Consider the following 24,846-nt stretch of genomic DNA (forward strand, 5'->3'; position numbering starts at 1 on the left):
TTTAAACTCCTTGCAATAAGATCGCTTGCAGTTCAGCTTTACTGTGATGGGCTAGACCTAAATTTTCAAAGGTCCGACCTTCCAGATATAAATCTTTTCCAGTAATTGCAGAGGCAATATTCAGCAAACCCTCTGCCACAGGTGTTGCGACACCCGCCCAACGTCCCACCGAAACTAAAAAGGATAATCCTAAACGCGTGTCTTCCAACATATAACGATGTGACTGTAGATCAATATCTTCTCGCCAATCTCCACTATCAGTTAATTTGCCATGCGCACCTCGACCATACATCCATTCATCTCCCTCATCGGCTTTGTTATAGTGATCCGCCAAAGGGAAATGAGGTGCAGCATAACCTAGTGCCTCACGTACTTGCATTCGCTCAACATCGAGCTGATTGGTCACACGGCGAATTGAAGGTTGCGTACCTTCATTGTGAATATCCCAAGCTTCAAAATGCTCTAGCGGACCAGCATTCATGAGGATCAAAGGAGGATGAATAATTGGACCAGCATTCATCAATGCTCCGCTTAAACTATCTTCAATCGGCTCTACACTTGGATAAGCCTGCTTAAGCTGCTGAAAAGCATGTTCTGACAATGCGCTGGGAAACACACCCGTCGGCAATCTTGTAGCATAACCACTAATTACAATTTGATTGACTCCATGTTTGCGCACTAAATACGGTAAAGTCCCCGTTTCTGCAAAAGCCACTTCGGCATGGTTATCAGCATCTCGCATGGCTTTGGCGAAAATAAAACTACCAAATGTTGCTGGAGGTAAAAACACCACTTGCCCTGCTTTGAAAAATTTTGCCGCTTGTTGGGCTAAATCTTCATGTGTGGTCGCTGGCAAAGGAATAATGATCAATTCGGCATGTTGGATCGCCGCTTGCAAATCATCAGTCAAGTTGATCTGACTCTGTTCAAATCCCACTGTTAGGGTTCGATCTCCTTGATAATCCTTAACCTTCAATTGCCCTGTCATGGCGAATTGTTTTAAGGCTGCTGAATCACGACGCCATAACACCACGTCATGTCCTTTTTCTGCCATTTCTGCTGCAGCTGCATAGCATCCATGCCCACCGCCGAGTACTGTAATTTTCATGATCTCTCCTGATGATTCATTTTCAATTGATCATAGGTGAGCCACAATCATCTGGCTTATCCAAATGCGCATGGCTTATTCAATTCACGCAGGCATTTTTTAGTTGAGCTGAGTATTCATTTTTAAGGTCTGAGAAGGCAAACATCCATAGCGCTTTTTATAAATTGTCGAAAAATGTCCAAAACTTTGGATACCGTAACGCAATAAAATATCAGTTACCGTTTCATTGATTTGTGTCGCTTGTAAAGCCTGATGCACATGCTTCAATCGTTGCTCACGGATATATTCCACTGGGGTTTGCTGTAAATATTGCCCAAAGCCTTTTTGCAATGTACGGATCGACACATCACAGTGTTGACTCAAGTTTGACAATGAAATCGGTTGTTGTAATTGATCTTGAATATACTGTTGGGCTTTTTTCAGATACCGTGGTAAAAGCTGATGACCTTGGATACGCAACTGCTCGCTATAGTTGTTTGGAATTTTGAGTAAAATCAATTCAATCAGATACTGGCTAAAGCTACTCGAAATAAATTGCCAGTTGTGAATATGATAATAAGCATGACACAGATAATTGAGCGTTTCGATCACAGCATCTATGCGCTCATTCGTACAAGACGGCGAAGTATCAAACTGAAGTGGTTTATGAGCAGAATGTCCCAACATCTTACATAACTGTGCTTCTACATCGTGCTGTGACAATTTTAGAATAATATTGCGACAATCTTGGTTGGTGATAATCTGTTGCCGTGTATAAGGATGTGTGACGGACATGATTCCAGCGGATTGCAGCACATGTTGATTTGCTAGACTGACTTTGCATTGTCCTTCAAGCGTAAGTCGAAATAAATAAAAGTTAAATCGCTCATCAATCGTAATCATCACAGGCGCACTATATTTCAAATCGTAGAGCGCATTATTTCCAAAACTAAAACCATTTAATCGTGTATTCAAAGGTTCTCTTAAAGCAACATCAAAATGATGCGGACATAAGTAATGGCTAATTTGTTCTTTGATGGTCTGATAGTCATCAGACTTCAATAATAAAAATTCATCCAGATAATGAAGGTGATTCAGTTTGACAGATATTTCCATCATTACACTCCCTTGTTATGGATTGATCAAATCAACAACAACGCCCATCACTAAAGAATGGGCGCTGGTTGGTCATCAAACATGACTAAATCATGAAGCATGTTCCCTTTGCATACTGTCACTAAATGCCTGACAGCCTTTTTTCAATAAAATAAATGCCAATATGCATGAAATTGTTCCCACAATACTCAATGAAGTTCCGGCCATCAGTGGGTTTTCAAAAACTTTATCGCTAATTAATGCCACCAAAGTTGTACCTATTCCAACGGCAACCAGATTACTGATGAGTAAAAAGATGGCAGAAATTTGAGCACGGAGTTGGTTTGGTGCCAACATTTGCATCGCTGTGGTTGAAATTGGCATCGGAAAAGATGCAAAAAACATAGCAGGTACAAGTAAAACAACTGAGAGCCATAATTGATCGACGTGGGTAAATATCATCATCGGTAAAATTAAACCGACAATTCCAATGACACCGGTAATCATCGGTGCATCTTTACGACCTTTTTGAATAAACCAGTCATTTAACCAGCCTGCACAGAATACCCCTAAAATATTTGCCACCAATAAAACACTTCCAAGCATATAGCCAGCTTCTGTTGGAGTCAGTCCAAATTTACGCATATAAAATGCAGGTGACCAACTGATTAAGCAGTACAACGCCATCGCATAAAATGTAAAACCTAAATAATGACATTTAAATGTTTGTGCATGTTTTTTGATGAATTTGAAAGCATCAGCCATGCTGGTTTTTTCCACTTCGCCTTGTGCATTTAAACGTTGTCCCTTACGTTTTGGTTCTTTGACGGTGAGTAGAACCAATAATCCAATAAATACCCCTGGTAAACCGACAATAATAAATGCCGCCTGCCATGCTTTTAAGGCTCCAAATACAGGAATCAAGATCGTATCCATATTTTTGAGCAAACCAATCACGTACCCACCGACCAGAAAGGCAATACCACCTCCGACAAAAGAACCGATGGAATAAACTGCTACCGCTCGTCCCAATTTATCCTTACTAAACATATCACTAAACATCGAATAGGCTGCTGGGGATAAGGCCGCCTCACCTACACCTACGCCCATACGACTTAAAAAAAGTTGAATAAAGTTTTTACTGAGCCCACAAAATGCTGTTGCAATACTCCAAAAGACCACACCGATTGCAATAATTTTTGGTCGTGAAAATCGGTCTGCCAAATAGGCCAAAGGTAAGCCCATAAAAGCATAAAACAATGAAAATGCTAAACCATGTAATAAGCTAAACTGAGTATCTGATAGACCAAGATCGGCTTTAATCGGTTCAATCATCAGTGCCAATATCTGTCGATCAATAAATGAAAATATATATGCCAACATACATAGTAAAACGACATACCATGCATATATATTGGATTGAGCCCTTGTTGGCTCAGTTGTATGAGTATCCATCTTTCTTCCTTGTCCATGCCATTTTTCTAATGGGTCTACTTATTGAAAAATCTTGCGACCAGAACACATCTCCTTTTCCAGTCAATCTTCAATAAGGTAAATCATCCTGCCATATAATTATTATTTTTACATGGAATTTTCCATAATAGTTCAGGTATAAAGTTATACCTTTTTTGCTATTTTGGCTATTCCCGATTTTCCTCAGTATGATAAATAATTAAAAAATAATTTATAAACATATGATATATTTGGTTTTATGATATTTTATTGCTTAAATAATTTTCTGACCAAAATATATTTTTTAAATTTATATTGAATTTTACATTTATTTTTGCAATAAAATAAAAAGAGAGAAAAGCTTTCAACGGAAATGGATATGGCACTTTTAAAAGAACACGCAATCGAAAGTATACATACAATGCATGTATTGATCGAAAAGATTTTTACTGGACAACATTCAGAACAAGATCTTCCCCTTCTGATTGATTATTTTGCGGATCATTTTGAAATGGTCGGTGCGGCAGGAAAACGAATTAAACTCCAAGAAGTCAAAGGGCTGTTTGCAAATAATCAAGGAAAGATGCCCGATCTTCAAATTGAAATTTATGATGAGCAAATTCTGACACAGAGCTCAGATACCATCGTACTTAGCTATACTGAGAAACACACCAAATCTTCGGGTGTACTGATTCGCCGTTCATGTGCACTGATTGAGGAAATTGAAGGAAAAATGCGCTGGAGTTATTTACAAGAAACCTTCTTATCTTAAACATAACCATCATCAATAAATCATGCCCTGTATCTAATTGATCTGCTAAATGTATATGGGGCATACTCTATTTTGTGATATTCCTCTTTTACTGCCATTTAAAGTTGTTGCGGCTTAAAATGTATTTGTCTTTTTATCCCTTAAAAAAACAATCTTCGATGCATTCAACCCTCCATAAAAATAAATTTATTTCCTCTCATGGTAAAACCCTCTCTTTATTTAGTTTTTTTCTCAATACTTCCGATCTCAACGACAACTGATCATTAAAAAATCACATCATTTTAATGTCTATATTGCATATGAAATTTTAAATTGTTCATAAAATCAAGCAATAACACACCCATCAAAACAATCTAACATTTTTAAAATGTACTCAAATCTGATTCTCTCATCTCGGCAGTATAAGAAAAAAATCGTTTTTAATTTTCTGTTGACATCATCAAGATTAAATTATATACATTAATAACGATACGAATCGTATCATTATAGATAGAATGATAAATGGGATGTTTAAAAATGATCGGACTAATTGGAATAGTCATATCCTTAATGTTGCTGATGTATTTAGCCTATAAAGGATTTAGCGTTATTGTACTTGCTCCACTACTCGCTTTATTTGCAGTGGCTTGGAGTGGATTAAGTAATGAGTTGCTTGGTTTTTACTCGCAAGTGTTCATGACAGGTTTAGGCGGTTATATCATCAAATATTTTCCACTGTTTTTATTGGGTGCAGTATTTGGAAAATTAATGGATGACTCTGGTTCAGCCCAAACCATTGCCAACTTTTTTGTTGATAAATTAGGACATCGTCGTGCAATGTTATCTATTGTGCTGTCCTGCGCTATTTTGACCTATGGCGGTGTTTCGCTTTTTGTAGTTGGTTTTGCTGTATTTCCAATTGCCTCAGCACTGTTTAAAGAACTTGGTATCCCGAAACGCTTGATTCCAGCAGCGATAATGCTAGGTGCGCTCACCTTTACCATGACTGCTCTGCCTGGCACTCCTGCGATTCAGAATGCGATTCCAATGCCTTTCTTTAATACCGATCTATATGCCGCACCGGGTCTGGGCACTTTAGCGTCAATTTTTATTTTGCTGACAGGCATGTGGTGGTTAAACAAGCGTCTTGCACAAGCAGACCTCAATAAAGAAGGCTATGGCAACCATGTTGAAATGCATGTTGAAACAAAGTTGGTGAAATCAAACCCAAGTCTGATCATTGCATTTGCCCCAATTTTAATTGTGATTATCACCAACTTAGTGCTGACTAAATTGATTTTACCTTCGCTGGACACTGCCTATTTAGCAACAGATAAGTTTGGTAATACTTCATTGAATTCAGTGATTGGATTATGGGCAATTATCTGTGCCTTAGTCTTGGCGTGTGTGAGTATTATTGTTCTCAACTGGAAAGCCATTGTGGATATTAAAGATTCCATTCAACAAGGGGTTTCCTCTTCCTTTTTACCCATATTCAATACTGCCTCGGAAGTTGGCTATGGTTCGGTCATCGCATCATTGGCTGGTTTTATTATCTTACGTGACTTTTTGGTCGGCATTGCGCCAAACAATCCGCTGATCTCGGAAGCCATTGTGATCAACGTATTGGCAGGCATCACAGGTTCGGCATCTGGGGGATTAAGTATTGCACTCAATACCATGGGTGAAACCTATAAAAACCTTGCGATTGAGCACGGTATTTCTCAAGAACTTATGCACCGTGTCGCTTCTATGGCTTCTGGGGCACTTGATTCTCTGCCTCATAATGGCGCTGTAATTACCATTATTACCTTATGTGGCTTGACGCACAAACAATCTTATTACGACATGTTTGTGGTTGCGGTCATTATTCCACTGATTGCGCTGTGCGGTGTAATCACATTGGGAACATTATTCGGTTCATTTTAAAAAAACATCATCCATTACGAAAGGAATTAAAAATGTCTCATTCAATTAACCTTCCAAGGATTATGGAAGTTGGAAAAAATGCCAGAGCGAAGCTCCCGGCGATTCTTGAAAGTTTAGGTGCAAAAAAGCCACTGATCATTACCGATAAAATGATGGTTACGTTGGGTTATATTCAACAGATTCAAAACATTCTTGAGGCAGCCGGAATTGAGAGTGACTATTTTGATGAAACGATTCCTGAACCGACTTCAGGCTCAATCGAAGCTGGCGTTCATCATGTGCAAACTCATCAATACGATGCGATTATTGCGATCGGTGGTGGTAGCCCGATTGACAGTGCAAAAGCGATCAGTATTTTGAGCAAACATGGTGGCAAAATTTCGGATTATAAATTTCCTCGTCAAGTCAATGAAATGGGACTTCCAATTATTGCCATTCCCACAACAGCAGGGACAGGTTCGGAATGTACCCGTTTTACCATCATTACCAACGATCTCACCAGTGAAAAAATGCTCTGTGCAGGTTTAGGATTTCTCCCTGTTGCCGCCATCATTGACTATGAACTCACCATGTCCTTACCTGCTCGTACCACGGCAGATACTGGTATTGATGCATTAACGCATGCGATTGAAGCCTATGTCAGTAAGAAAGCCGGACCATATAGTGATGCTCAAGCAATTGCAGCGATGAAACTCATCGGACCAAACTTGCAAGTTGTTTATCATCAGCCTGATCACGAACAAGCTCGTGAAAAAATGATGCTGGGCTCTACTTTTGCAGGCATTGCCTTTTCCAATGCTTCAGTCGCTTTAGTGCATGGAATGAGTCGTCCAATTGGTGCATTTTTCCATGTTCCACATGGCTTATCCAATGCCATGTTGCTGCCGATGATCACTGAATTTTCAATACAAGCTGCACCTGAACGCTATGCAGAATGCGCTAAAGCAATGGGCTGCGCACATCTTGATGATTCAAATGACGTGGCAAATCAAAAACTAATTAATACTTTAATCGAAATCAATCGCGATCTCAAAGTGCCGACTTTGGCGGAGTTTGGTGTAGACAAACAATATTTCGATGAGGTAGTGCAAACCATGGCAGAGCAAGCGCTGGCATCTGGTTCACCATCCAACAACCCTATTGTTCCTACAGTTGAACAAATGGTCTCGCTCTACCAAAAACTTTGGTCATGATTGAACGCCCTTTTACTATTTTTTATCACAATGAGGATATCCCCACATGGAATTAATCGGACATTTTATTAACGGTGCTTTAAATACTGAACACAGCAGAACTCAAGCTGTTTTCAATCCATCACTTGGTACACAAACAAAAGAAGTCGCATTAGCGACCAAAGCAACAGTTGAAGAGGCAATTACTGCTGCTGAAGCTGCATTTCCTGAATGGCGTAACACCCCTGTGATCAAACGTGCCCGTGTCATGTTCAAATTCAAAGAGTTGCTTGAACAAAATGCTGAAAAAATTTGCCAATTGATTGGTGAAGAGCACGGAAAAATTGTGCACGATGCAGCAGGAGAATTACAGCGTGGCATTGAAAATGTCGAGTATGCCTGTAGCGCACCAGAGTTTTTAAAAGGTGAATTTAGTAAAAATGTAGGACCTTCAATTGATTCATGGAGCGAATTTCAACCTTTAGGTGTGGTTGCAGGGATTACGCCTTTTAACTTTCCTGTGATGGTGCCTTTGTGGATGTTCCCGATGGCGATTGTCTGCGGAAATACCTTTGTCTTAAAACCGTCTGAACGTGACCCATCTTCGACCTTATATATTGCACAATTACTCAAAGAAGCTGGACTACCTGATGGTGTACTCAATGTGGTCAATGGTGACAAAGAAGCAGTGGATACTTTACTGCATGATACACGTATCCAAGCTGTGAGTTTTGTGGGCTCAACACCAATTGCAGAATATATTTATAAAACCGCAACAGCGGCAGGTAAACGTTGCCAAGCATTGGGCGGCGCCAAAAACCATGCCATCGTTATGCCAGATGCAGATATTGATAATGTAGTAAACTCATTACTTGGTGCGGCTTTTGGTTCATCAGGTGAACGCTGTATGGCATTATCTGTAGCGGTTGCTGTAGGAGATGAGATTGCAGATCAAATGATTTCAAAGCTCTCTAATGAAATCGGTACATTGAAATATGGTCCATACTCCGACAAAAACAATGACTTTGGTCCCGTCATTACTGCACAACATAAAGCAAAGGTTGAGGGTTATATCAGTAGCGCAGAACAGCAAGGTGCAAAAATTGTTGTTGATGGTCGAAATGCAGCACCAGTTGGCTATGAAAATGGTTTTTATGTTGGTGCAACATTAATCGACCAAGTTCAGCCCAATATGACCAGTTATAAAGAAGAGATCTTTGGTCCAGTACTGCAAGTCATTCGTGTAAAAACCATGCAAGAAGCCATGAATCTGATTGATGATCATGAGTATGGCAACGGAACGTGTATCTATACTCGTGATGGTGAAGCTGCCCGCTATTTTAGTGATCACATCAAAGTCGGTATGGTGGGTATTAATATTCCGCTTCCAGTTCCTGTGGCTTATCATAGTTTTGGCGGATGGAAACGTTCATTATTTGGTGATTTAAATGCATATGGTCCAGATGGTGCTCGCTTCTACACACGCAGAAAAACCATTACTCAACGTTGGCCAAGTACCAATGTCCGTGAAGGCGCACAGTTTGCGATGCCGACATTAAATTAATCCTATTAACTGATGTTACGCACTTGATTTAAATTAAGTAGGTGAAAAAGAAAAAGCTAAATTTACACGACGGAGTCTTACATCCAAAGTTTAAATTTATGGAATAGCCTTCGGCTCGAGGTACTTTTGTTTTGTCAAAAGTACCCAAAACCATTGTCATCCGCAGAACTCGTTCACTATCGTCAAAATATTCAAAGTTTCGCAGAAACTTTACTTATTAGAAGGAGTCCTGCCTCAAGCAATTGCGGATGACGTTTTCGCGTATCCATATTCTTCTAGCTCCAAAATTTAATTTTAGAGTTACTGCGTAACATCAGCTATTAACTTTGTTTGAACAAAAGCAGGCTTTATCGCCTGCTTTTTTATGCAACTTCAATTAATTTATTTAAATCATGCGCTGCTTGACGTAGTAAAGGTTCAAACTGCAACAGATCTTCAAGCGATTTTCGGATGGTTGGTGCATGTACATATAAACAGGCAATAATCGTATCACCACGCTGAATCGGTACTGAACATGCCACCATTCCCGAAATAAATTCCTCATTGTCTGTTCCAATTTTATTTAAATAAATCTGGTCTAAATTTTCTTCAAGTAATACTGGGTCAGTAATGGTATTTCGAGTGAGTTGCGTAATCGGTAAATGCTCTAAAATACTTTTTCTACGTTGACTGGGTTGAAAACTTAAAAAAAGTTTTCCACTTGAACTACACCATAAAGGAACAGTTGAACCGACAGGTAAATACACCTGCAATGGCCAATTGGCTTGTACTCGGTCGGTATATAACATTTGATTATTATTTAGGATGGCAATGCCACAAGTCTCATTAATTTGGTCTGAGAGTTTTTGTAATATCGCCAATCGTTCCATTTTTCGCGGCTCTTGCTCCCAAGAACTTAGCAGCAATTTATAGGTTCGATCACCCAAGATATATCCACCATACATATCCGTTTTAACGAATTTTTCTTGTTCCAGTGTCTGTAGTAAGCGATGAATACTGGGTTTTGGTATATCCAGTTCAACGGAAAGATCGAGGGGTGTTGGTGGATGTTTTGCTGTTGATATGGCTTCAATAATGTCTAAAACGCGTGTAATTGATGAACCTTTTTTATTCATTCTGATGTTCCCAACAATTCAATCTGGTCAGTCTATGTTCTGCACTTTGTTTATCATAACAGATTGTATCTGATAAATAATAATTGAGGTTTTATCAATAATTCCAAAGATAGACATCAACCGCCTTATAGACGACTTATATTTAATCTTTTTATAAGCGCTTCTCAGTTATACCTGTTAAAATAAAAACTAATTTCAGCCAAAGCATCAATAAAATAAATCATCTTGGCTTCACACTGCTCTTATGGATTTGACGGTGAACACGATGCAACAAGTATCTTCCAATGCTTATGATGAGGTTTCTCCTACCCCAGAAAACCTTTCAAAAATTAAGCCTGATCTCCGAGTTGGCTTTATCCTCATGGATAAATTCACTTTGGCGCCCGTTTCAGGTTTTGTCGAATCTTTAAGATTTGCTGCTGATCAATCTTTCCGTAGTTTGCAAATCTATTGTAAATGGGATTGGATGACCTATAACAACCTTCCTGTGAATGCCAGTTGCGGCTTGTCGGTCAACCCAAGCAAAGAAATGGATATCCAACAGCTCAAACAAAACTATGATTATATTGTTATTGCAGGTGGATTGCTCAGTGAAACTCGCAAACCTCCAGAATACTTACTGGAAGCTTTAAAAGAGATACATGCTGCCAAGATTCCGATTATTGCTTTGTGTTCAGGTTGTTTTGTTTTGGGCAATGCCGGCTTACTTGACGGTCGTAAATGTGCCATCCATTTTACGACCCGAGATGAATTTGTCGGGCTTTTTCCCAAAGCCATTACGCTCATTGAACAAACCTATATTGAAGATCATGGCATATTCACTTGTCCGGGTGGAACAGCAATTGATTTAGCGGCTGATTTAATTCGAGTCCATTGTGGTGAAATCCGTGCACAAAAAACCTTGGATTATTTGCTGATTCAGCAGAAACCACTTCATTCACAAGACAAAGAAAAAACCACTTTAGACAATCCGAGCACTTATGAAAATAATATGGTGTCTAAAGCAATCGCGTTTATGAGTGAAAATTTAAGTGCCCATGTGACCTTAAAAGAAGTTGCTGAACACGTAAATACCAACCCGAGACAGTTAAATCGAGTCTTTTTAGCAAATACCAATGAAGCACCTGCCAATTACTGGCGCAGACTGCGCTTAGAACACGCTCGAAAACTACTTGCAAACACCAGTGCGTATATCACCAATATTGCAGTCGAATGTGGCTTTTCCGACGGTTCTCACTTTATCCTATGGTTTAAAAAGCAATATGGTGAAACCCCGTTTGCCTATCGAAAACGCCGTCATGGAGTAGACAAACTGAAATGAAATATGACTGTCTATAAGATGATTACACGCTTAAATCACTTACAATATTTTATTTTCCAAACTTCGCTCATGTAAAAATATTCTAGATAATGTCTTAATCTTTCTATTTTACTTGGTCATTTTTTTCTATTCTGTAGGGCTACATTTATATTTACCTTCTCTACGCCTACCGTCACCCAATTTTTGAAATCTTTATGTCTAAAAATTTAGCAACATTGATCGGCCTAAGTGCAATTCTCATGTGGGCATCCATGGTCGGCTTGGTCAAATATATCAGTACTGCTGTCGACCCTGCGATGGGTATTACCCTGATTTATAGTTTAAGTGCGCTGATCGTCCTGCTTATTTTTAGGTTTCCCAACTTTAAACTGATTTCAAAAAAATACTTAATTCTTGCTACATTTCTGTTCATTGTTTATGAGTTGTGCTTTTCATTTGCAATCGCCTATTCAAAGACATCACAACAAGCCATTGAAGTGAGTATTGTAAATTATTTATGGCCAAGTCTGACCATTGTGGCTTTTGTCATCTTTAAAGAATTAAAATTTAATGTTTTGATATTAATTGGCTTATTTATTTCAATTAGTGGCATTATTTATATTCAAGCAGGTAGTGGATCTTTTAGTGTCCAAAGTGTTGTCACAAACCTAAAAGATAATCCACTCAGTTATCTTTTAGCACTTTCAGGCGCAGTGATTTGGGCATTTTACTGTGTGGTCACCCGAAAAATGAGCAACGGTCAAAACCCAATCTCACTTTTCTTTATCGGTGTTGCACTCACCCTCTGGTTAAAATTAATAGTCACTGATCAATTGGTCATGCCCGATTTTGATCTTGGATTGTCCTTATATCTATTATTCGCTGCTGCTGCCGTTGGTTTAGGTTATGCAGCTTGGAATATTGGCATTATTCACGGCAATATTACTATTCTTGTTGTTGCATCCTACTTTACACCGATTGTCTCATCAGTCTTGGCGATGTTTGTATTAGATACTCAATTACCAATCACTTTTTGGCAAGGGACCAGCTTAGTGACACTGGGCTCCTTTATTTGCTGGATTTCGAGCAACTGGATTGCAATCAAACCTTTATTAAAAAAATTAAGAACCTATTGAAGTCAAAGCTTGTTTTTAAAAGCTTATTTTGCTCAAACCTTAATTTATAAAACATTGTCCTTGATCTGAGCAAGATACAAGATTTTGTATCCTGCTCATGTTACCAATAGCCTTCACTCTATATCATTCCAATGCGGCTGCCTCAGAAAGATCTTTTGATTTGGTTTCTGGCGCCCAAGCAACTGAAACAATTAGCCCAACCAAAGTTACCGCCGCAGCAACATACATGGTATTTCCAATCCCGATGGTTTCAAGGGACATCGGAACAAGAAAGGTTCCTATTGCCGCACCAATCCGTGTCGCTGAGACCGCCCATCCCATTGCATAAGGACGTAACTCGGTCGGAAAAATCTCATTCGGATATACAAGTTCCAAAACTTGCGCACCACCAATCAATAAGGCATAAGCGCCAAAAAAGACCAATACCACCATTTCTGAAGAATCAGAGAATGCACCCAGTAACAACAAAGCCAAACCTGACCACAAAAAACTGTGGATCAGCATTTTACGACGCCCCAACACATCAATCAGCTTGGTTCCCACAATACAGCCAATGACAAATAACAGTGTGATGGCAACCGAACCATAGGCTGCCCAATCTCCTTCTAACTTCAGCGCTGCAAGCACTTTTGGAGCAAAAGCATACACAGCAAAAACAGGAATGATGGCGCATGTCCAAAATATAATGACAAACATGAGACGCTTGCCATAGCCCATACGCAACATATCGGCCAATGAGAGTTTTGAAGAAGTCGGTTCTTTAGGTAAATTCGCCAATGAAAATTGATTGCCATATACCTTTTTGATGACATCTTCCGCATCAGGACTTCTATTTTTGGTAATCAGCCAACGCGCTGATTCGACAGTACCTAGACGAGATAAAAGTAAAATCACACCAATGACAACTGAGCTAGAAAGTGCCCAACGCCAGCCTTCATTGCCCATGACACGAACAATAATATCGCCAAAAATATAAGCCATTGCTGCACCTGCAAACCATAGAATGGTAAAGCTGGCTAAACGTGAACCTCGGTATTTTTTGGGAACAAACTCTACAAACAGACTGGTTGCAGCAGAATAATCAATCGCAATCGCGATCCCGATTAAAAACCGCAACATAAAAATCATGATGGGTGAGTCTGTCCAAAATTGTAAAACTGAACAAATCAAAAAAATAATAGGTGCCACAAATATAACTTTTCGGCGACCAAACTTATCGGTGAGCCAACCACTAAATAACCCACCAGCAAAAATTCCAAGGAGTGCCGAAGTTGCAATCATCCCTTGCCAAAAGTTGGTAAGTTGTAGATTGGCTGTCATCTGTACCAACGCAATACCAATGATACTGAGTATATAGCCATCCATTAATGAAGCGCCGCCAACAGAGACTGTAAGTCTCTGATGAAATCCATTTAACGGGACATCTTCAACTGAAATGTTAGAATTATTCATTGTTACTTCCTTAATTAAAAGTAAGCCGAACCCACTAAACAATTGAAATAAAAATATTTCAAAGTTTATATTTTATCCCTGAGATTAGGGAATTCAGCTTTTTTCCATTTAAAAACGAGTTGTTATAATATTTCTCTGATCTATGACCTCATTTAAATCAAGAGTCGTTACTTCTGGCGTGTGGCAAACCAACATAAAATTGAACCTAAACACACCATGCCAGCTCCTTGCCAGAAAGAGAGTGAAAGCGGCGTTTGTAAAACGATTGCCGCAAGTGCAGCTGAAAACACAGGAATAAAATAAGAAGCACCAGCCAAAAGTGTGACATTGCCATGCAAAATACCAATATTCCAAGCTGCATAACCAAAACCCATTGCCCCCGCAGCAAGTACAAGATAAATCAGCGCATGTAAATCAAAGTGCATCGGTACTGCACCCATAGCGAGATATTTAATCCATAACACCGCAGCCGTAAGCATAAAAAAGAGTGTGACTCCATTTTTGCCATTGGCAATTCTTGCTGTAACGGTGCAATAGGCAGCCCAAATCAAAGCACCTATAAATGCCAGTCCATAGCTCAAGGGATTATCTTGAATATTTCGCCCGATACTGACCAAATCAAGTCCCTGCTCTCCACCTAAAACCCAACAAATGCCTAAAATTGCGATGATAAAACCGGGTATAACCAGTAAATTTGACTTTTGATGATTGAATAAAATGGCACAAACCATGGTCAAGGCTGGCCATAAATAGTTGACCATTCCGACCTCGATTGCCTGTTGACTGGTATTTGCATAGCCTATCGACAGTGCCAAACACAGTTCATAAGATACAAACAGTAGGCTTCCCCACATTAGGTACGCTCGTGGGAATTCTCGTAGTTTGGGAAATCTAATACTTAAGAACAAGAACACTGAAGCAACGCTATATATCATTGCTGCACCTCCTGTTGCTCCCATACTCTCACTGACGCTACGAATCAGCCCAACAATTGCACTCCATAGCAAGACTGCAATGAGTCCTATGAATGTTGCATTTCTTCTATTTACAATCATCTTCATCACTTGTTTAGGTTGTGACACTCGGTCTTTTGTTTGACCGAAGTGCCATTCTTACAGCCCTAGAATCATTTAAAAGTTGTATACCAACATCAGATTCAGCAGCTTATTCCATTTACCATCGTCGCCTTTTACCAAAGAGTTGACTGTTCCACCAACAAACGGATCATTCTTACTGATCAGATATTCGGTGTATAGCGTTGCATTCTTATACTCCCAAGCCAGTCCAACAATATTTCGTTGTGAGTTTTCAAATTCTTTGTGCTTTTTATCAAACCCACTGAGTACCCAATATGGTATTAAATTCAAAGCGCCACGCACATGATCGAAGTGATAACTGCTGTCAATTGTGTAGAAATAACCTTGATTGGCAATATCATATTCACTATCAAAAGAACCAAAACCAGAGCTGTCGGGTCTGAGATGATCTTTGTTGTTGATCGATTGTTTTCCACCCGTCATGACAATATTTAGATTTTTATAACCAATCCGATTAAACAGTGCCCATGTATTTCTTGAGCCATTTTCTGAGGTTTTACGGTTCTCAATCTGTGAATACCAATAACTTGCACCTGCCGAAAGCTTAAGATCATCATGATTAAAAAAGGGGCTTAAAAATTTTAAATCTTGATCTACACGTGCCATCCACATGTTCTTTTCTTGCAAGTTGATTTTTAAAGGGTCAGAGGATGTCACCATATTTGCACTGTAACGAGCTGAGTCTCGACTCTCACCATGATAATTGCCTCCATCTGTAGCAAAGTAAGCCAAATCCACTTTGGTTGCTGACGGCATTTCAAAATGATAATTCACACCTAAATTATGTATATCTTGCAGACCCAGCGTATTGTTGATACTGGCATAGAAACTGCTGTCCCAAAAACGACTTGGACCAAACGGTATAGGCTGTAAACCTACAGTAAGATAGTCAGTTGAATTGAAACGATAGCCTGCATAGCCATAAATTAGCGCTGAAAAATCACATAAAGTGTCATATTGATAGCAACGATACTCGGCTTTTCCAAACCAATCAGGAGCGTCATATGCCAGTCTAAGAATTGCAGCATCAAGTTTTACCTTCTGATCTGCAGCAACTTCTCCATAATCTTTGTCTTGATAATTGACGCGTAATGTACCAGATAGCGTTAATGCACCTGTTTCACTTTCTGCTGAGCCAAACGTAATCCCTGCCATAACGGGAAAAGACATCCCCAAGGTCAGTAATCCCAAGCCTATTGTGCTTGCTCTTGTATTTGTTGTTTTAAGCATTTTTAATTCCTTTCTTTCCATGATTTATCGCAACAGCATGGTTTTAAAATTCTTGAACGCATCTGATGCAAATGTTGATACTTTTGTCTGGTCCACAGATCAAAGATGAGGAACGATTAAAGGTTGTAGCACTCATCATTCCTCGTTGGTCATCCGATTAAGCTTCTGAAACATCAATCCAGATTGTTTTCAGTTCTGTGTATTGGTCATGTGCCCAAATGGATTTGTCACGTCCACCAAAGCCAGACGCCTTATAGCCCCCAAACGGTGTGGTGATATCCCCTTCACCAAAACAATTGACTGTGACTACACCGGCTTGAATCGCTCGCGCCAATTTGATGGCATGACGTAAATTACTGGTATAAACCGAGCCAGCAAGCCCATAGATTGTGTTATTTGCCAAAGCAATCGCTTCTTCAATGGTGTTGAAAGTGGTCACGGCAAGCACAGGTCCAAACACTTCTTCTTGAAATAAAGTATCCGTGGCTTTCACACCGTCTACCACGGTCGGTTCAACGAAAATTCCTTTTTCAGTCTGACCACCATGTAGAATCTTGAGTTTCTCTGCTTTGGCTTGCTCGATATAGGATTTAACTTTTTCAAAATGGGACTGGCTAATCAATGCACCCAATTTATGTTCTGGATCAAGCGGATCGCCCATTTTCCAATCCGTTAGATGGACGCCGATCAAAGCTAATAATTCATCTTTGACATCGTGATGTACAATCAGGCGTGACGAGGCTGAACAGTTCTCTCCCATATTCCAGAAAGCCCCATTAACAATATGTTGAGCAACCTGATCTAAATCTTCAACATCGTTCATCACCACAGCAGGATTTTTACCGCCGCACTCGAGTACGACACGTTTTAAATTTGATTCAGATGCATATTGGAGAAATAAGCGACCTGTTTCAGTAGAACCCGTGAAGCTGACCATGCTGACATCCATATGCCTGCCTATAGGTTCACCAACTTCGCGTCCCCCACCCGGCAGCACGTTGAACACGCCCGCAGGAAGACCTGATTCAACAGACAATTCAGCAACACGTAATGCCGTTAATGTTGTTTCTTTTGCAGGTTTCACCACCACAGAACAGCCTGCCGCTAAAGCAGGACCAATTTTCCAAGCCAACATTAACAGTGGAAAATTCCATGGTAAAACCAAACCCACGACACCAATTGCCTCACGCTCAACAATAGATAGAGTATCTGCTCCCACAGGCGCAGTGTTATCATAAATTTTATCAATCAATTCAGCATGCCAACGGATGGTATGAATCATTTCAGGAATATCAGTGAGCTGACATTCACGAATTGGTTTACCACTATCCAAACTTTCCATGACTGCAAGTTCAATGGTATGCACTTCAAGTAAATCGGCAAATTTGAAGAGAATATGTTTGCGCTGATTTGGTGAAAGCTTACTCCAACGTCCATCTTCAAATGCTGCTTTGGCATGCTCAACAGCAATATTGACGTCCTGTTCATTACAGGCAGTAATTTCAGCGAGCACTTCACCTGTGGCAGGATTGGTGGTTCTAAAGGTTTTTCCTGAAACAGAAGCTTGAAATTTGTGATTGATAAAAGCCATTGTTGGCAATTTTAATTTTTGTGCAATATCACGATATTCTGCTGCACTTAACAACTCAGCCATTACGCACCTCCTGTAATCGCTGCAACATCACGTTTAAGCTCTGCGACAATAGTTTGGAAGGTCTGCTTTTTCTCAGCGTCCATATCTTGCAATGGCGCACGCACACTTCCTGTACGTAAGCCATTTGATTCACAACCGTATTTAATACATTGAATAAAATGACCTGTTTCGAGGAAATCCATCAACGGCATCATGGCTGCCATAATTCGGCGACCTTTATCAAAGTCTTTTTCAATGACACATGCTTCATATAAGGCAATATGTTCACGTGGAATAAAATTTGAACCTGCACAAGTCCAACTGCGTGCTCCCCATGCAAAGAACTCAAGTGCTTGGTCATCCCAACCACATGAAATTTCCAACTCTGGATAGTGACGTGCCAACATATGTAGTTGATTCATCTCACCAGAACTCTCTTTCAGTCCGACAAAATTTTTAGATTCAGCAAAAACTGTGTCAAAAAATTCTTTCCCCATACTCACACCCATACGTGCTGGGTAGTTATAAAACATCACGGGTAAGTCTGCTGCTTGGTCTATGCTTAAAGCATGAACAGCGACTTCTTTTTCAGTCGGTAATGCATAAGGTGGGATCGTCACCAAAATACTGTCGGCTTGAATTTGCTTGGCAACTTTTGCAAACTCTATTGAATCTTCGGTACGAATAGCCCCTGTTCCCACCATCAATGGAACGCGTGAACCAATCACTTCTTTGGCATACTTTGCCAAGTCATAACGTTCTTGCGCAGTATGGGCGTAATATTCACCTGTGGTTGCAGCAACAATGACCCCATGTACTTTTGCCTCGATTAAATATTCTAAAACATCTGCAAAAGCTGCTTTGTCTATTGCGCCATCTGCTGTCAATGGGGTAATTACAGGTGTGTAAATGCCGTCAAAATTCATGTTCTTTTCTCCATTTGAGGTGTTATATGCTTGCCAGTGCTCAGTTCCAAATCATGGCAAGGTTTTCTGAACTAATTTAAGGTTGTGGATTGTTCCAAACTCATTCCACGTGTTTCAGGTGCAAATGCCAGAGAGACAACCAGTCCCAACAGCGTGACACCCGCTGCCACATACATTGTGTTTCCAATGCCAATTGAATCTAGCGACATTGGCACTAACCATGTTCCTATTGCTGCCCCAATCCGAGAGAAAGCAGCGCCGATTCCTACGCCAATGGGACGTATTTGTGTAGGAAACAGTTCATTTGGATAAACAAATTGCAAGACTTGTGCACCGCCTATGAACAGTGCGTAAAGTCCAAATAAAACTAAAATAAGAATGGGTGAAGCTTCTGAGAAAAAGCCCAAACCCAGTAAAGCCAACCCAGACCACAGGAAACTTTGAATGACCATACTGCGACGCCCCATATGATTGATTAGGCGAGTCGCAAGCACACAACCCACGACAAACAATAGGGTGATCGCTACTGATCCATAAGCCGCCCAGTCACCTTTTAAATGCAAGGCATCCAGAACTTTTGGGGCAAAGGCATACACGGCAAAGACAGGAATGACTGAACATGCCCAGAACATAGAAACAAAAAACACCCGTGTTCCATAACCAGAAGTTAAGAAGCTACTAAAGGAGATTTTCTTTTCTAAAATTTGTGATTGCAGATTATTCAGTGAAAAAGTAGGTCCATAGACTTTTTTAATAATTGCATCTGCTTCAGCAGTACGCCCTTTGCTCAATAACCAACGCGGAGACTCAGGTGTACCTAACCGCAGAATGATCAGTAAGATACCAATCACGGCTGGACTCGCCAGTACCAAACGCCAAGCACCTTCAAAGTGACTATTTAAAATCAAGTTTCCAACGATATAAGCCAGTGCAGCACCCACAAACCATAAAATGGTCAAAACGGCCAGACGAGGTCCTCGCGACTGTTGTGGCAAAAACTCAGCAAGTAATGACCCTGCAATGGTGTATTCAAATCCTACACCGATACCAATCACGAAACGGCAGAGGAACAACATCATTGCTGACTCGACCCAATATTGAGTTAGAGAACACAAGGTAAATAAGATCGGTGCAACAAAATAAAGTTTTTGTCGTCCGATTAATCCGCCAAGCCAACCACCGAGGAAACTACCAAAAAAGATTCCGATCAAAGCCGAGGCTGCAATCATTCCCTGCCAAAAGCTTGTCAATTGTAATACTGAAGATAGTTGTACCATTGCCACACCGACAATACTCAGTACATAGCCATCTAATAGCCATCCACCACCAGTACGGATGGTTAACAGTTGATGAAACCTATTTAAAGGTACATCTTCTATAGAAACATTATTAGTTGTCATCTCTGTCTCCGATCCCTCCAATATTGAAAGGGTGTGCTTCCTACACATTTCCCAAAATAAGGCTGAACAAAGCCTGCAAAATCGAATCAACAATTTCGCTGCGATGAAATGCTTCTGTATTTAGGAGGACTGAATTAATTTAAATCGTTTAAATTCAAAAGTTAAAAATAAGCTTTCATGATGTTGACATATTAACTCTCCAATCCAGCTTTCATTTGCCCCCACCATAGGGTTGCATTTACACCTATGGATAAAAAGGGTTCTGGTGGAACTTTATTCGGTCCAGACGTTGCCAGTAAAAAGTCAATTAATTCACTCCGTTCACCTGCAAGCCAATCTGCCAACAATGTTCCTGTCACCGTACCACGTGTAATGCCCAGTCCATTGCAACATAGTGCACCAAAGACATTTGGCGCTAACTGCCCAAAAAAGCCTTTATGATTTTGTGAAAGCGCCAGTGAACCACTCCATGTATATTCAAAATCCACCGCAGGTAACATGGGGAATCTGTTCTTAAAAGACTGTTCATGGCGTTGTAGAAAACGTTTTAAGCAATGTGGCTTAGGTTGACCGTTGGGATTAAAACTAAAACTGTTTCGCATCAAAATACGATGATCATGAGTACGGCGTACAGTACTCCCAAAAGGATCAGAAGGAATCACGCCCCAGAAATCTTTACCACCCAGTTGAGCTTGTTCAGTTTCTGTCAAAGGTCGTGTCATGCTGGCATAGAGAAAAACCGGCAACATGGTGCGTTGAATCTGTGAAAAACCAAATCGTTGCCCAAAAGCATTATTGGCAAGGATTAGCTTGTCAACAATGATTAGTCCATTTTCATGTTTTAGAACAACTTTATCCCCATATTCAACTTCAGTAATTGCTGTATTCTCATACAGAGTGACATTGGAAGGCAGACTGTCCGCCAAACCTTTTACCAATGCCGATGGCTGTAATAAAATCGTTCCTGGGGTAAACAATGCCTTTTTATAAAATGAGGTTCCAATGTGATTCGGCAAATCCTGTTCACTGATCACTTGATAATCTTGCCCGAGCTTATCTAAGCCACGCTGGTATGCCTCGAGTACTGCTATACCGCGGTTTTCAACTGCACCTTGATATTTACCACTACTGCGCATATGACAATCAATGCCATGCGTTTTTACCTGTGTTTGAAGTAGTGATTGACCCAGTACATTGAGCTTTAAGGTTGTTTTGGCAATTTCGATATCACCGATATAATCTTCTGCGCCAATATCGTGAGGCAGATCTATCGCAAAGCCTGCATTGCGTCCTGCTGTACCATATCCGACTTCCTGTGCTTCAATTAAAATCACTTCATCATGAGGAAAATGTTCAGCCAAACGTCTTGCTGCTGCCAGTCCAGTATATCCCGCACCAATCACAGCCCATCTCGCAGTACTTTTGCCTGTATGGCGTGCTTTAACTTGCCTTTGATGGCTCAAATGATACCAAGCGCATTGCTGATCATCTGCGGGTAAGGCGGTGACTTTTGTCATCTTTATCAAACTCCATTGATATATTCACTTCATATTCCACTGTGAAGTGAGCAGATATGTTTAAATCTTTCGTTGATCAATATGAAACGGGTACTTCTATGCCCACAGGCACAACATATTCAGTCATTCGACGGCGAGACAAATCCATATGCAATCTAATGATCTCACCTGCTTCACCTGCATTGTGAGCTTCAATTGCTTCAATGATTTGCTCATGTTGTAAAACCGCCGTATTCAAATCTTCTTGCATATCCTCTGTAGTTGGCGAGCGATAAAAGATTTTGCCTAAACGAGCATGATCAATCAGTAAACGTTCCAAACTTGGTAATAAATATGTGTTATTTGCAATCCTGCCAATTTCCAAATGAAATTGATTGTTATAGTAAACTCGCCCTTCTATATTGCCTTGATCAATCGCTTCTCGAAAGCACTGCTGAATCTGTTTCAGTTGCTGAATTTCAATTTGTGTCGCATTGATGGCTGCTAATTGTGTGGTCGAAATATAAATTAAGGGCGCAGCCAAGAAAAAATTTCGAAGCGACTGATGGCTCATTGAAGACACACGTGTTGCACGATTTGCCTCAAGTTCTAAGTATCCTTCAGCAGCCATTTGCCTTAAAAGTTCTCTGACCGGCGAACGAGACAGACCAAACTCTTCACTTAGCGCCACTTCATCGACAACAGCACCTGGCGCTAATTCCATGCTAATGATTCGGCGTTTTAGTGTTTCGGCTAAACGTATTTTCTTGTCCATAAAAAACCTCTGCGCCCCTCAACTTAATGTGATTGTTAAACTATTCAAGTTGTGTCGACACTTTGTATAATCTCCACTTTTTCAAATCATACAATGCGTCGACAATGCAAAAGATAATAAAAAGGACAGAAAATATAAGAAATTTACTCGACTCATATATTTTTTATGTAGCAAATCGGAAAAATTAAACAACACTTAAAATTATTCATAAATATCTAATACTTATAATAAATCTTATATAAGGTCATGCTGAAAGATAAAACCCAGAAAGGTCATACATAATCATTTCAAACAAGATTGATTCTATTGAGGATTTAGTAACTTACATGAATCCACCTCAAAAGCATTATTCAAGATCAATGCGTATTGGTATTCAATAATAATGAAAGTGAAAAGATTTTAGTTTGAATCCATTTCCTCCCTACAATCATCATTTGAGTGACGAAACAACTTCATTTATTACGTCATCATCATCGTTCATTTTTTAATTTTGAAGACACCATATGAAGACATCATAGTTAAATTACAAATTAGTCATTTTTAAGAAATTCTAAACATAGAAATAAAAATGTCATGATCCGTGACTAGACTCAAATTGAACAAAAAAAAGCCACTATTATTATTCAAAGGGTATTTGATCTATGTTCTTTCTAAAAATGACCAAGAGGAAAAAACTTCTCGCATTCAGCTTGTTAGCAATCCTCGGCGGTACAACCATTACAGCTTGCTCGGACAATGACAAAGATAATCCGCAAGTGGTTACACCAGTAAAACCAACGACGAAGAATGTCATTTTCTTCTTAGGTGATGGGATGGGCATCACCACCTTAACCGCTGCACGCATCTATTCAGTGGGAGAAGATGGCGATTTAACCATTGATCGCTTACCAGAATCAGCTTTTGTACGGACCTTTTCTGAAGATGGTCAAGTTACAGATAGTGCACCATCTATGGCTGCCTATATGACAGGCGTAAAAATGAAAAATGAAGTCATTTCAATGCAGACAGGTACTGTTGCGACACCACCCAATAGCAATGGAACAAGTAACTGCGACAGTGCTGCCGACAATAAAGATAAAAAACCAGCAGAAACCCTACTTGAACTTGCCAAGTCAAAAGGAATGGGAACAGGCATTGTTACCACAACACGTGTTACTCATGCTACGCCTGCAACCACATATGCTCATGTTTGTCACCGTGATGCAGAAAACGATATTGCAGCACAACTGGTTCCAGGGGGCAAAGGCACAGGTTATGCAGCATATAACACTAAGCTCAAAGATGGTGTTGATGTCATTCTCGGTGGTGGTTTAAGACAATTTAAACCTACCACTGCGGGTGGAAGACGTGCCGATGGTCGTGATCTTATTCAGGAAATGCAAAAGCAAGGTTATAACTTTGTTGCAAATGGAACTGATTTTGCAAAAGTCGATCCAAGCAAAACTCAAAAACTTTTAGGCTTATTTAATTCCAGCCATCTCAATTATGACCTTGATCGAGTGAATAAAAAAATTGATGAACCAAGTCTTGCCGACCTTACCAGCAAAGCGATTGATGTACTACAAGCTAAAAATAAAAGCTTTTTCTTGATGGTAGAAGGTGGACGTATTGACCATGCACTGCATGACACCAATGCAAAACGAGGACTTCAAGACACTGTGGCATTTGATAATGCAATTAAAACTGCAATTGAAAAAATGAAAAAAACAGACCCTGAACTCAAGAATACATTGATCGTCGTCACTGCTGACCATGACCATACAATGGTTCTGAATGGCTATGCAAAGCGTACAGGGAAATATGTTAAAGGTGGCGAAACCAGTGTTCTTGGACTGGTTAAAAACTATAACGGTGAAGGTGTAGCAAAAGATATTAACGGAAATCCGTATGCCATTATCGGATTTGGTACAGGTAAAAAACGCCTTGATTTTGATCGTAAAGAACCACGTGGTGTGCTCGTCGACAACGATATTTGTAATCCAGTCAAAGGACCTATTGGAAACTATAAAGACAGTCTCGGTACAGACATCAGTACTGTTGGCTGGTGTACAGGGGTTGCCTCAGATGACTTTCAACAAGAAGCCGTCGTTCAAACAGGTTTCGCTGATGACGAAACACATGGAGGAACAGATGTATTTTTAGGTGCAATAGGAGCTGGATCTGAAAACTTTTACGGCAGCCTTGAAAATACTGAAGTGTTTCAACGTATTCGAAAAGCCATTGGTCTATAAACAAG

Annotated in this window: 19 protein-coding genes; 7 read left to right on the forward strand and 12 right to left on the reverse strand. The window is 40.0% G+C overall.

The window, feature by feature from the left end; translation table 11 throughout:
• Position 1: 1 nt before the first annotated feature.
• The 3 genes from TOL5_RS13585 to TOL5_RS13595 form a co-directional block, all read right to left on the reverse strand.
• On the reverse strand, positions 2 to 1,108 hold the full coding sequence (locus tag TOL5_RS13585; protein ID WP_009584616.1) for an NAD/NADP-dependent octopine/nopaline dehydrogenase family protein: 1,107 nt from the start codon (positions 1,106 to 1,108) through the stop codon (positions 2 to 4).
• A 99-nt stretch (positions 1,109 to 1,207) separates the two neighbouring features.
• The gene (locus tag TOL5_RS13590; RefSeq protein WP_151781149.1) at positions 1,208 to 2,203 is read right to left on the reverse strand and encodes an AraC family transcriptional regulator; all 996 of its coding nucleotides are present in this window, start codon (positions 2,201 to 2,203) and stop codon (positions 1,208 to 1,210) included.
• Positions 2,204 to 2,293: 90 nt separating this feature from the next.
• The gene (locus TOL5_RS13595) at positions 2,294 to 3,637 is read right to left on the reverse strand and encodes a spinster family MFS transporter (protein ID WP_221260402.1); all 1,344 of its coding nucleotides are present in this window, start codon (positions 3,635 to 3,637) and stop codon (positions 2,294 to 2,296) included.
• A 376-nt stretch (positions 3,638 to 4,013) separates the two neighbouring features.
• On the opposite strand from TOL5_RS13595, the gene TOL5_RS13600 reads away from it, so the two are divergent.
• The 4 genes from TOL5_RS13600 to TOL5_RS13615 all read left to right on the forward strand — a co-directional run bounded on the left by TOL5_RS13600 (position 4,014) and on the right by TOL5_RS13615 (position 9,050).
• Positions 4,014 to 4,406: a hypothetical protein gene (locus TOL5_RS13600; protein WP_005029804.1), complete on the forward strand. Its 393-nt coding sequence runs from the start codon at positions 4,014 to 4,016 to the stop codon at positions 4,404 to 4,406.
• Positions 4,407 to 4,922: 516 nt separating this feature from the next.
• Positions 4,923 to 6,314 (forward strand): GntP family permease, encoded by a 1,392-nt coding sequence (locus TOL5_RS13605; protein WP_004831296.1) that lies wholly within the window; start codon positions 4,923 to 4,925, stop codon positions 6,312 to 6,314.
• A gap of 32 nt (positions 6,315 to 6,346) precedes the next feature.
• Complete coding sequence (locus TOL5_RS13610) at positions 6,347 to 7,507, forward strand: iron-containing alcohol dehydrogenase (protein WP_151781146.1); 1,161 nt, start codon at positions 6,347 to 6,349, stop codon at positions 7,505 to 7,507.
• A 46-nt stretch (positions 7,508 to 7,553) separates the two neighbouring features.
• Positions 7,554 to 9,050 carry a CoA-acylating methylmalonate-semialdehyde dehydrogenase gene (locus TOL5_RS13615; RefSeq protein ID WP_151781147.1) on the forward strand — a complete coding sequence of 499 codons (1,497 nt, stop codon included), beginning with the start codon at positions 7,554 to 7,556 and terminating at the stop codon, positions 9,048 to 9,050.
• Between the two features lie 362 nt (positions 9,051 to 9,412).
• On the opposite strand, the gene TOL5_RS13620 is transcribed toward TOL5_RS13615, so the two are convergent.
• Positions 9,413 to 10,165, reverse strand: coding sequence for an IclR family transcriptional regulator (locus tag TOL5_RS13620; protein ID WP_046759840.1), 753 nt, complete (start codon positions 10,163 to 10,165; stop codon positions 9,413 to 9,415).
• A gap of 265 nt (positions 10,166 to 10,430) precedes the next feature.
• Here TOL5_RS13620 and TOL5_RS13625 point away from each other — a divergent pair, with 265 nt between their 5' ends.
• Together TOL5_RS13625 and yddG (TOL5_RS13630) are read left to right on the forward strand one after the other, a co-directional pair.
• Positions 10,431 to 11,486: a GlxA family transcriptional regulator gene (locus TOL5_RS13625; RefSeq protein ID WP_100884939.1), complete on the forward strand. Its 1,056-nt coding sequence runs from the start codon at positions 10,431 to 10,433 to the stop codon at positions 11,484 to 11,486.
• A gap of 194 nt (positions 11,487 to 11,680) precedes the next feature.
• Complete coding sequence (yddG, locus tag TOL5_RS13630; protein WP_121774234.1) at positions 11,681 to 12,601, forward strand: aromatic amino acid DMT transporter YddG; 921 nt, start codon at positions 11,681 to 11,683, stop codon at positions 12,599 to 12,601.
• Positions 12,602 to 12,724: 123 nt separating this feature from the next.
• Here yddG (TOL5_RS13630) and TOL5_RS13635 read toward each other — a convergent pair whose 3' ends face one another.
• The 8 genes from TOL5_RS13635 to TOL5_RS13670 form a co-directional block, all read right to left on the reverse strand.
• On the reverse strand, positions 12,725 to 14,053 hold the full coding sequence (locus TOL5_RS13635) for an MFS transporter (RefSeq protein WP_035300375.1): 1,329 nt from the start codon (positions 14,051 to 14,053) through the stop codon (positions 12,725 to 12,727).
• 167 nt (positions 14,054 to 14,220) lie between these two features.
• Positions 14,221 to 15,108: an aromatic amino acid DMT transporter YddG gene (yddG, locus tag TOL5_RS13640; protein WP_171496503.1), complete on the reverse strand. Its 888-nt coding sequence runs from the start codon at positions 15,106 to 15,108 to the stop codon at positions 14,221 to 14,223.
• Between the two features lie 75 nt (positions 15,109 to 15,183).
• Positions 15,184 to 16,380: a hypothetical protein gene (locus tag TOL5_RS13645; RefSeq protein WP_221260403.1), complete on the reverse strand. Its 1,197-nt coding sequence runs from the start codon at positions 16,378 to 16,380 to the stop codon at positions 15,184 to 15,186.
• 157 nt (positions 16,381 to 16,537) lie between these two features.
• Positions 16,538 to 18,034, reverse strand: coding sequence for an aldehyde dehydrogenase (locus TOL5_RS13650; protein ID WP_221260404.1), 1,497 nt, complete (start codon positions 18,032 to 18,034; stop codon positions 16,538 to 16,540).
• Positions 18,034 to 18,939, reverse strand: a complete 906-nt coding sequence (locus tag TOL5_RS13655) for a dihydrodipicolinate synthase family protein (protein WP_121774231.1) — start codon at positions 18,937 to 18,939, stop codon at positions 18,034 to 18,036. The genes TOL5_RS13650 and TOL5_RS13655 overlap by 1 nt, the downstream gene beginning before the upstream one ends.
• Before the next feature lie 71 nt (positions 18,940 to 19,010).
• The gene (locus TOL5_RS13660; protein WP_121774230.1) at positions 19,011 to 20,339 is read right to left on the reverse strand and encodes an MFS transporter; all 1,329 of its coding nucleotides are present in this window, start codon (positions 20,337 to 20,339) and stop codon (positions 19,011 to 19,013) included.
• Positions 20,340 to 20,530: 191 nt separating this feature from the next.
• A complete protein-coding gene (locus tag TOL5_RS13665; protein WP_121774229.1) occupies positions 20,531 to 21,856 on the reverse strand; it encodes an NAD(P)/FAD-dependent oxidoreductase in 1,326 nt (441 codons plus the stop codon).
• Between the two features lie 76 nt (positions 21,857 to 21,932).
• On the reverse strand, positions 21,933 to 22,610 hold the full coding sequence (locus TOL5_RS13670) for a GntR family transcriptional regulator (protein WP_121774228.1): 678 nt from the start codon (positions 22,608 to 22,610) through the stop codon (positions 21,933 to 21,935).
• Positions 22,611 to 23,251: 641 nt separating this feature from the next.
• Between TOL5_RS13670 and TOL5_RS13675 the strand changes: the two genes are divergently transcribed.
• Entirely contained in the window at positions 23,252 to 24,841 is a 1,590-nt protein-coding gene (locus TOL5_RS13675) for an alkaline phosphatase (protein ID WP_121774227.1), read from the forward strand.
• The last annotated feature ends 5 nt before the right edge of the window (positions 24,842 to 24,846 follow it).

Source organism: Acinetobacter sp. Tol 5 (assembly GCF_019702905.1).
Classification (GTDB): Bacteria; Pseudomonadota; Gammaproteobacteria; order Pseudomonadales; family Moraxellaceae; genus Acinetobacter; species Acinetobacter bereziniae.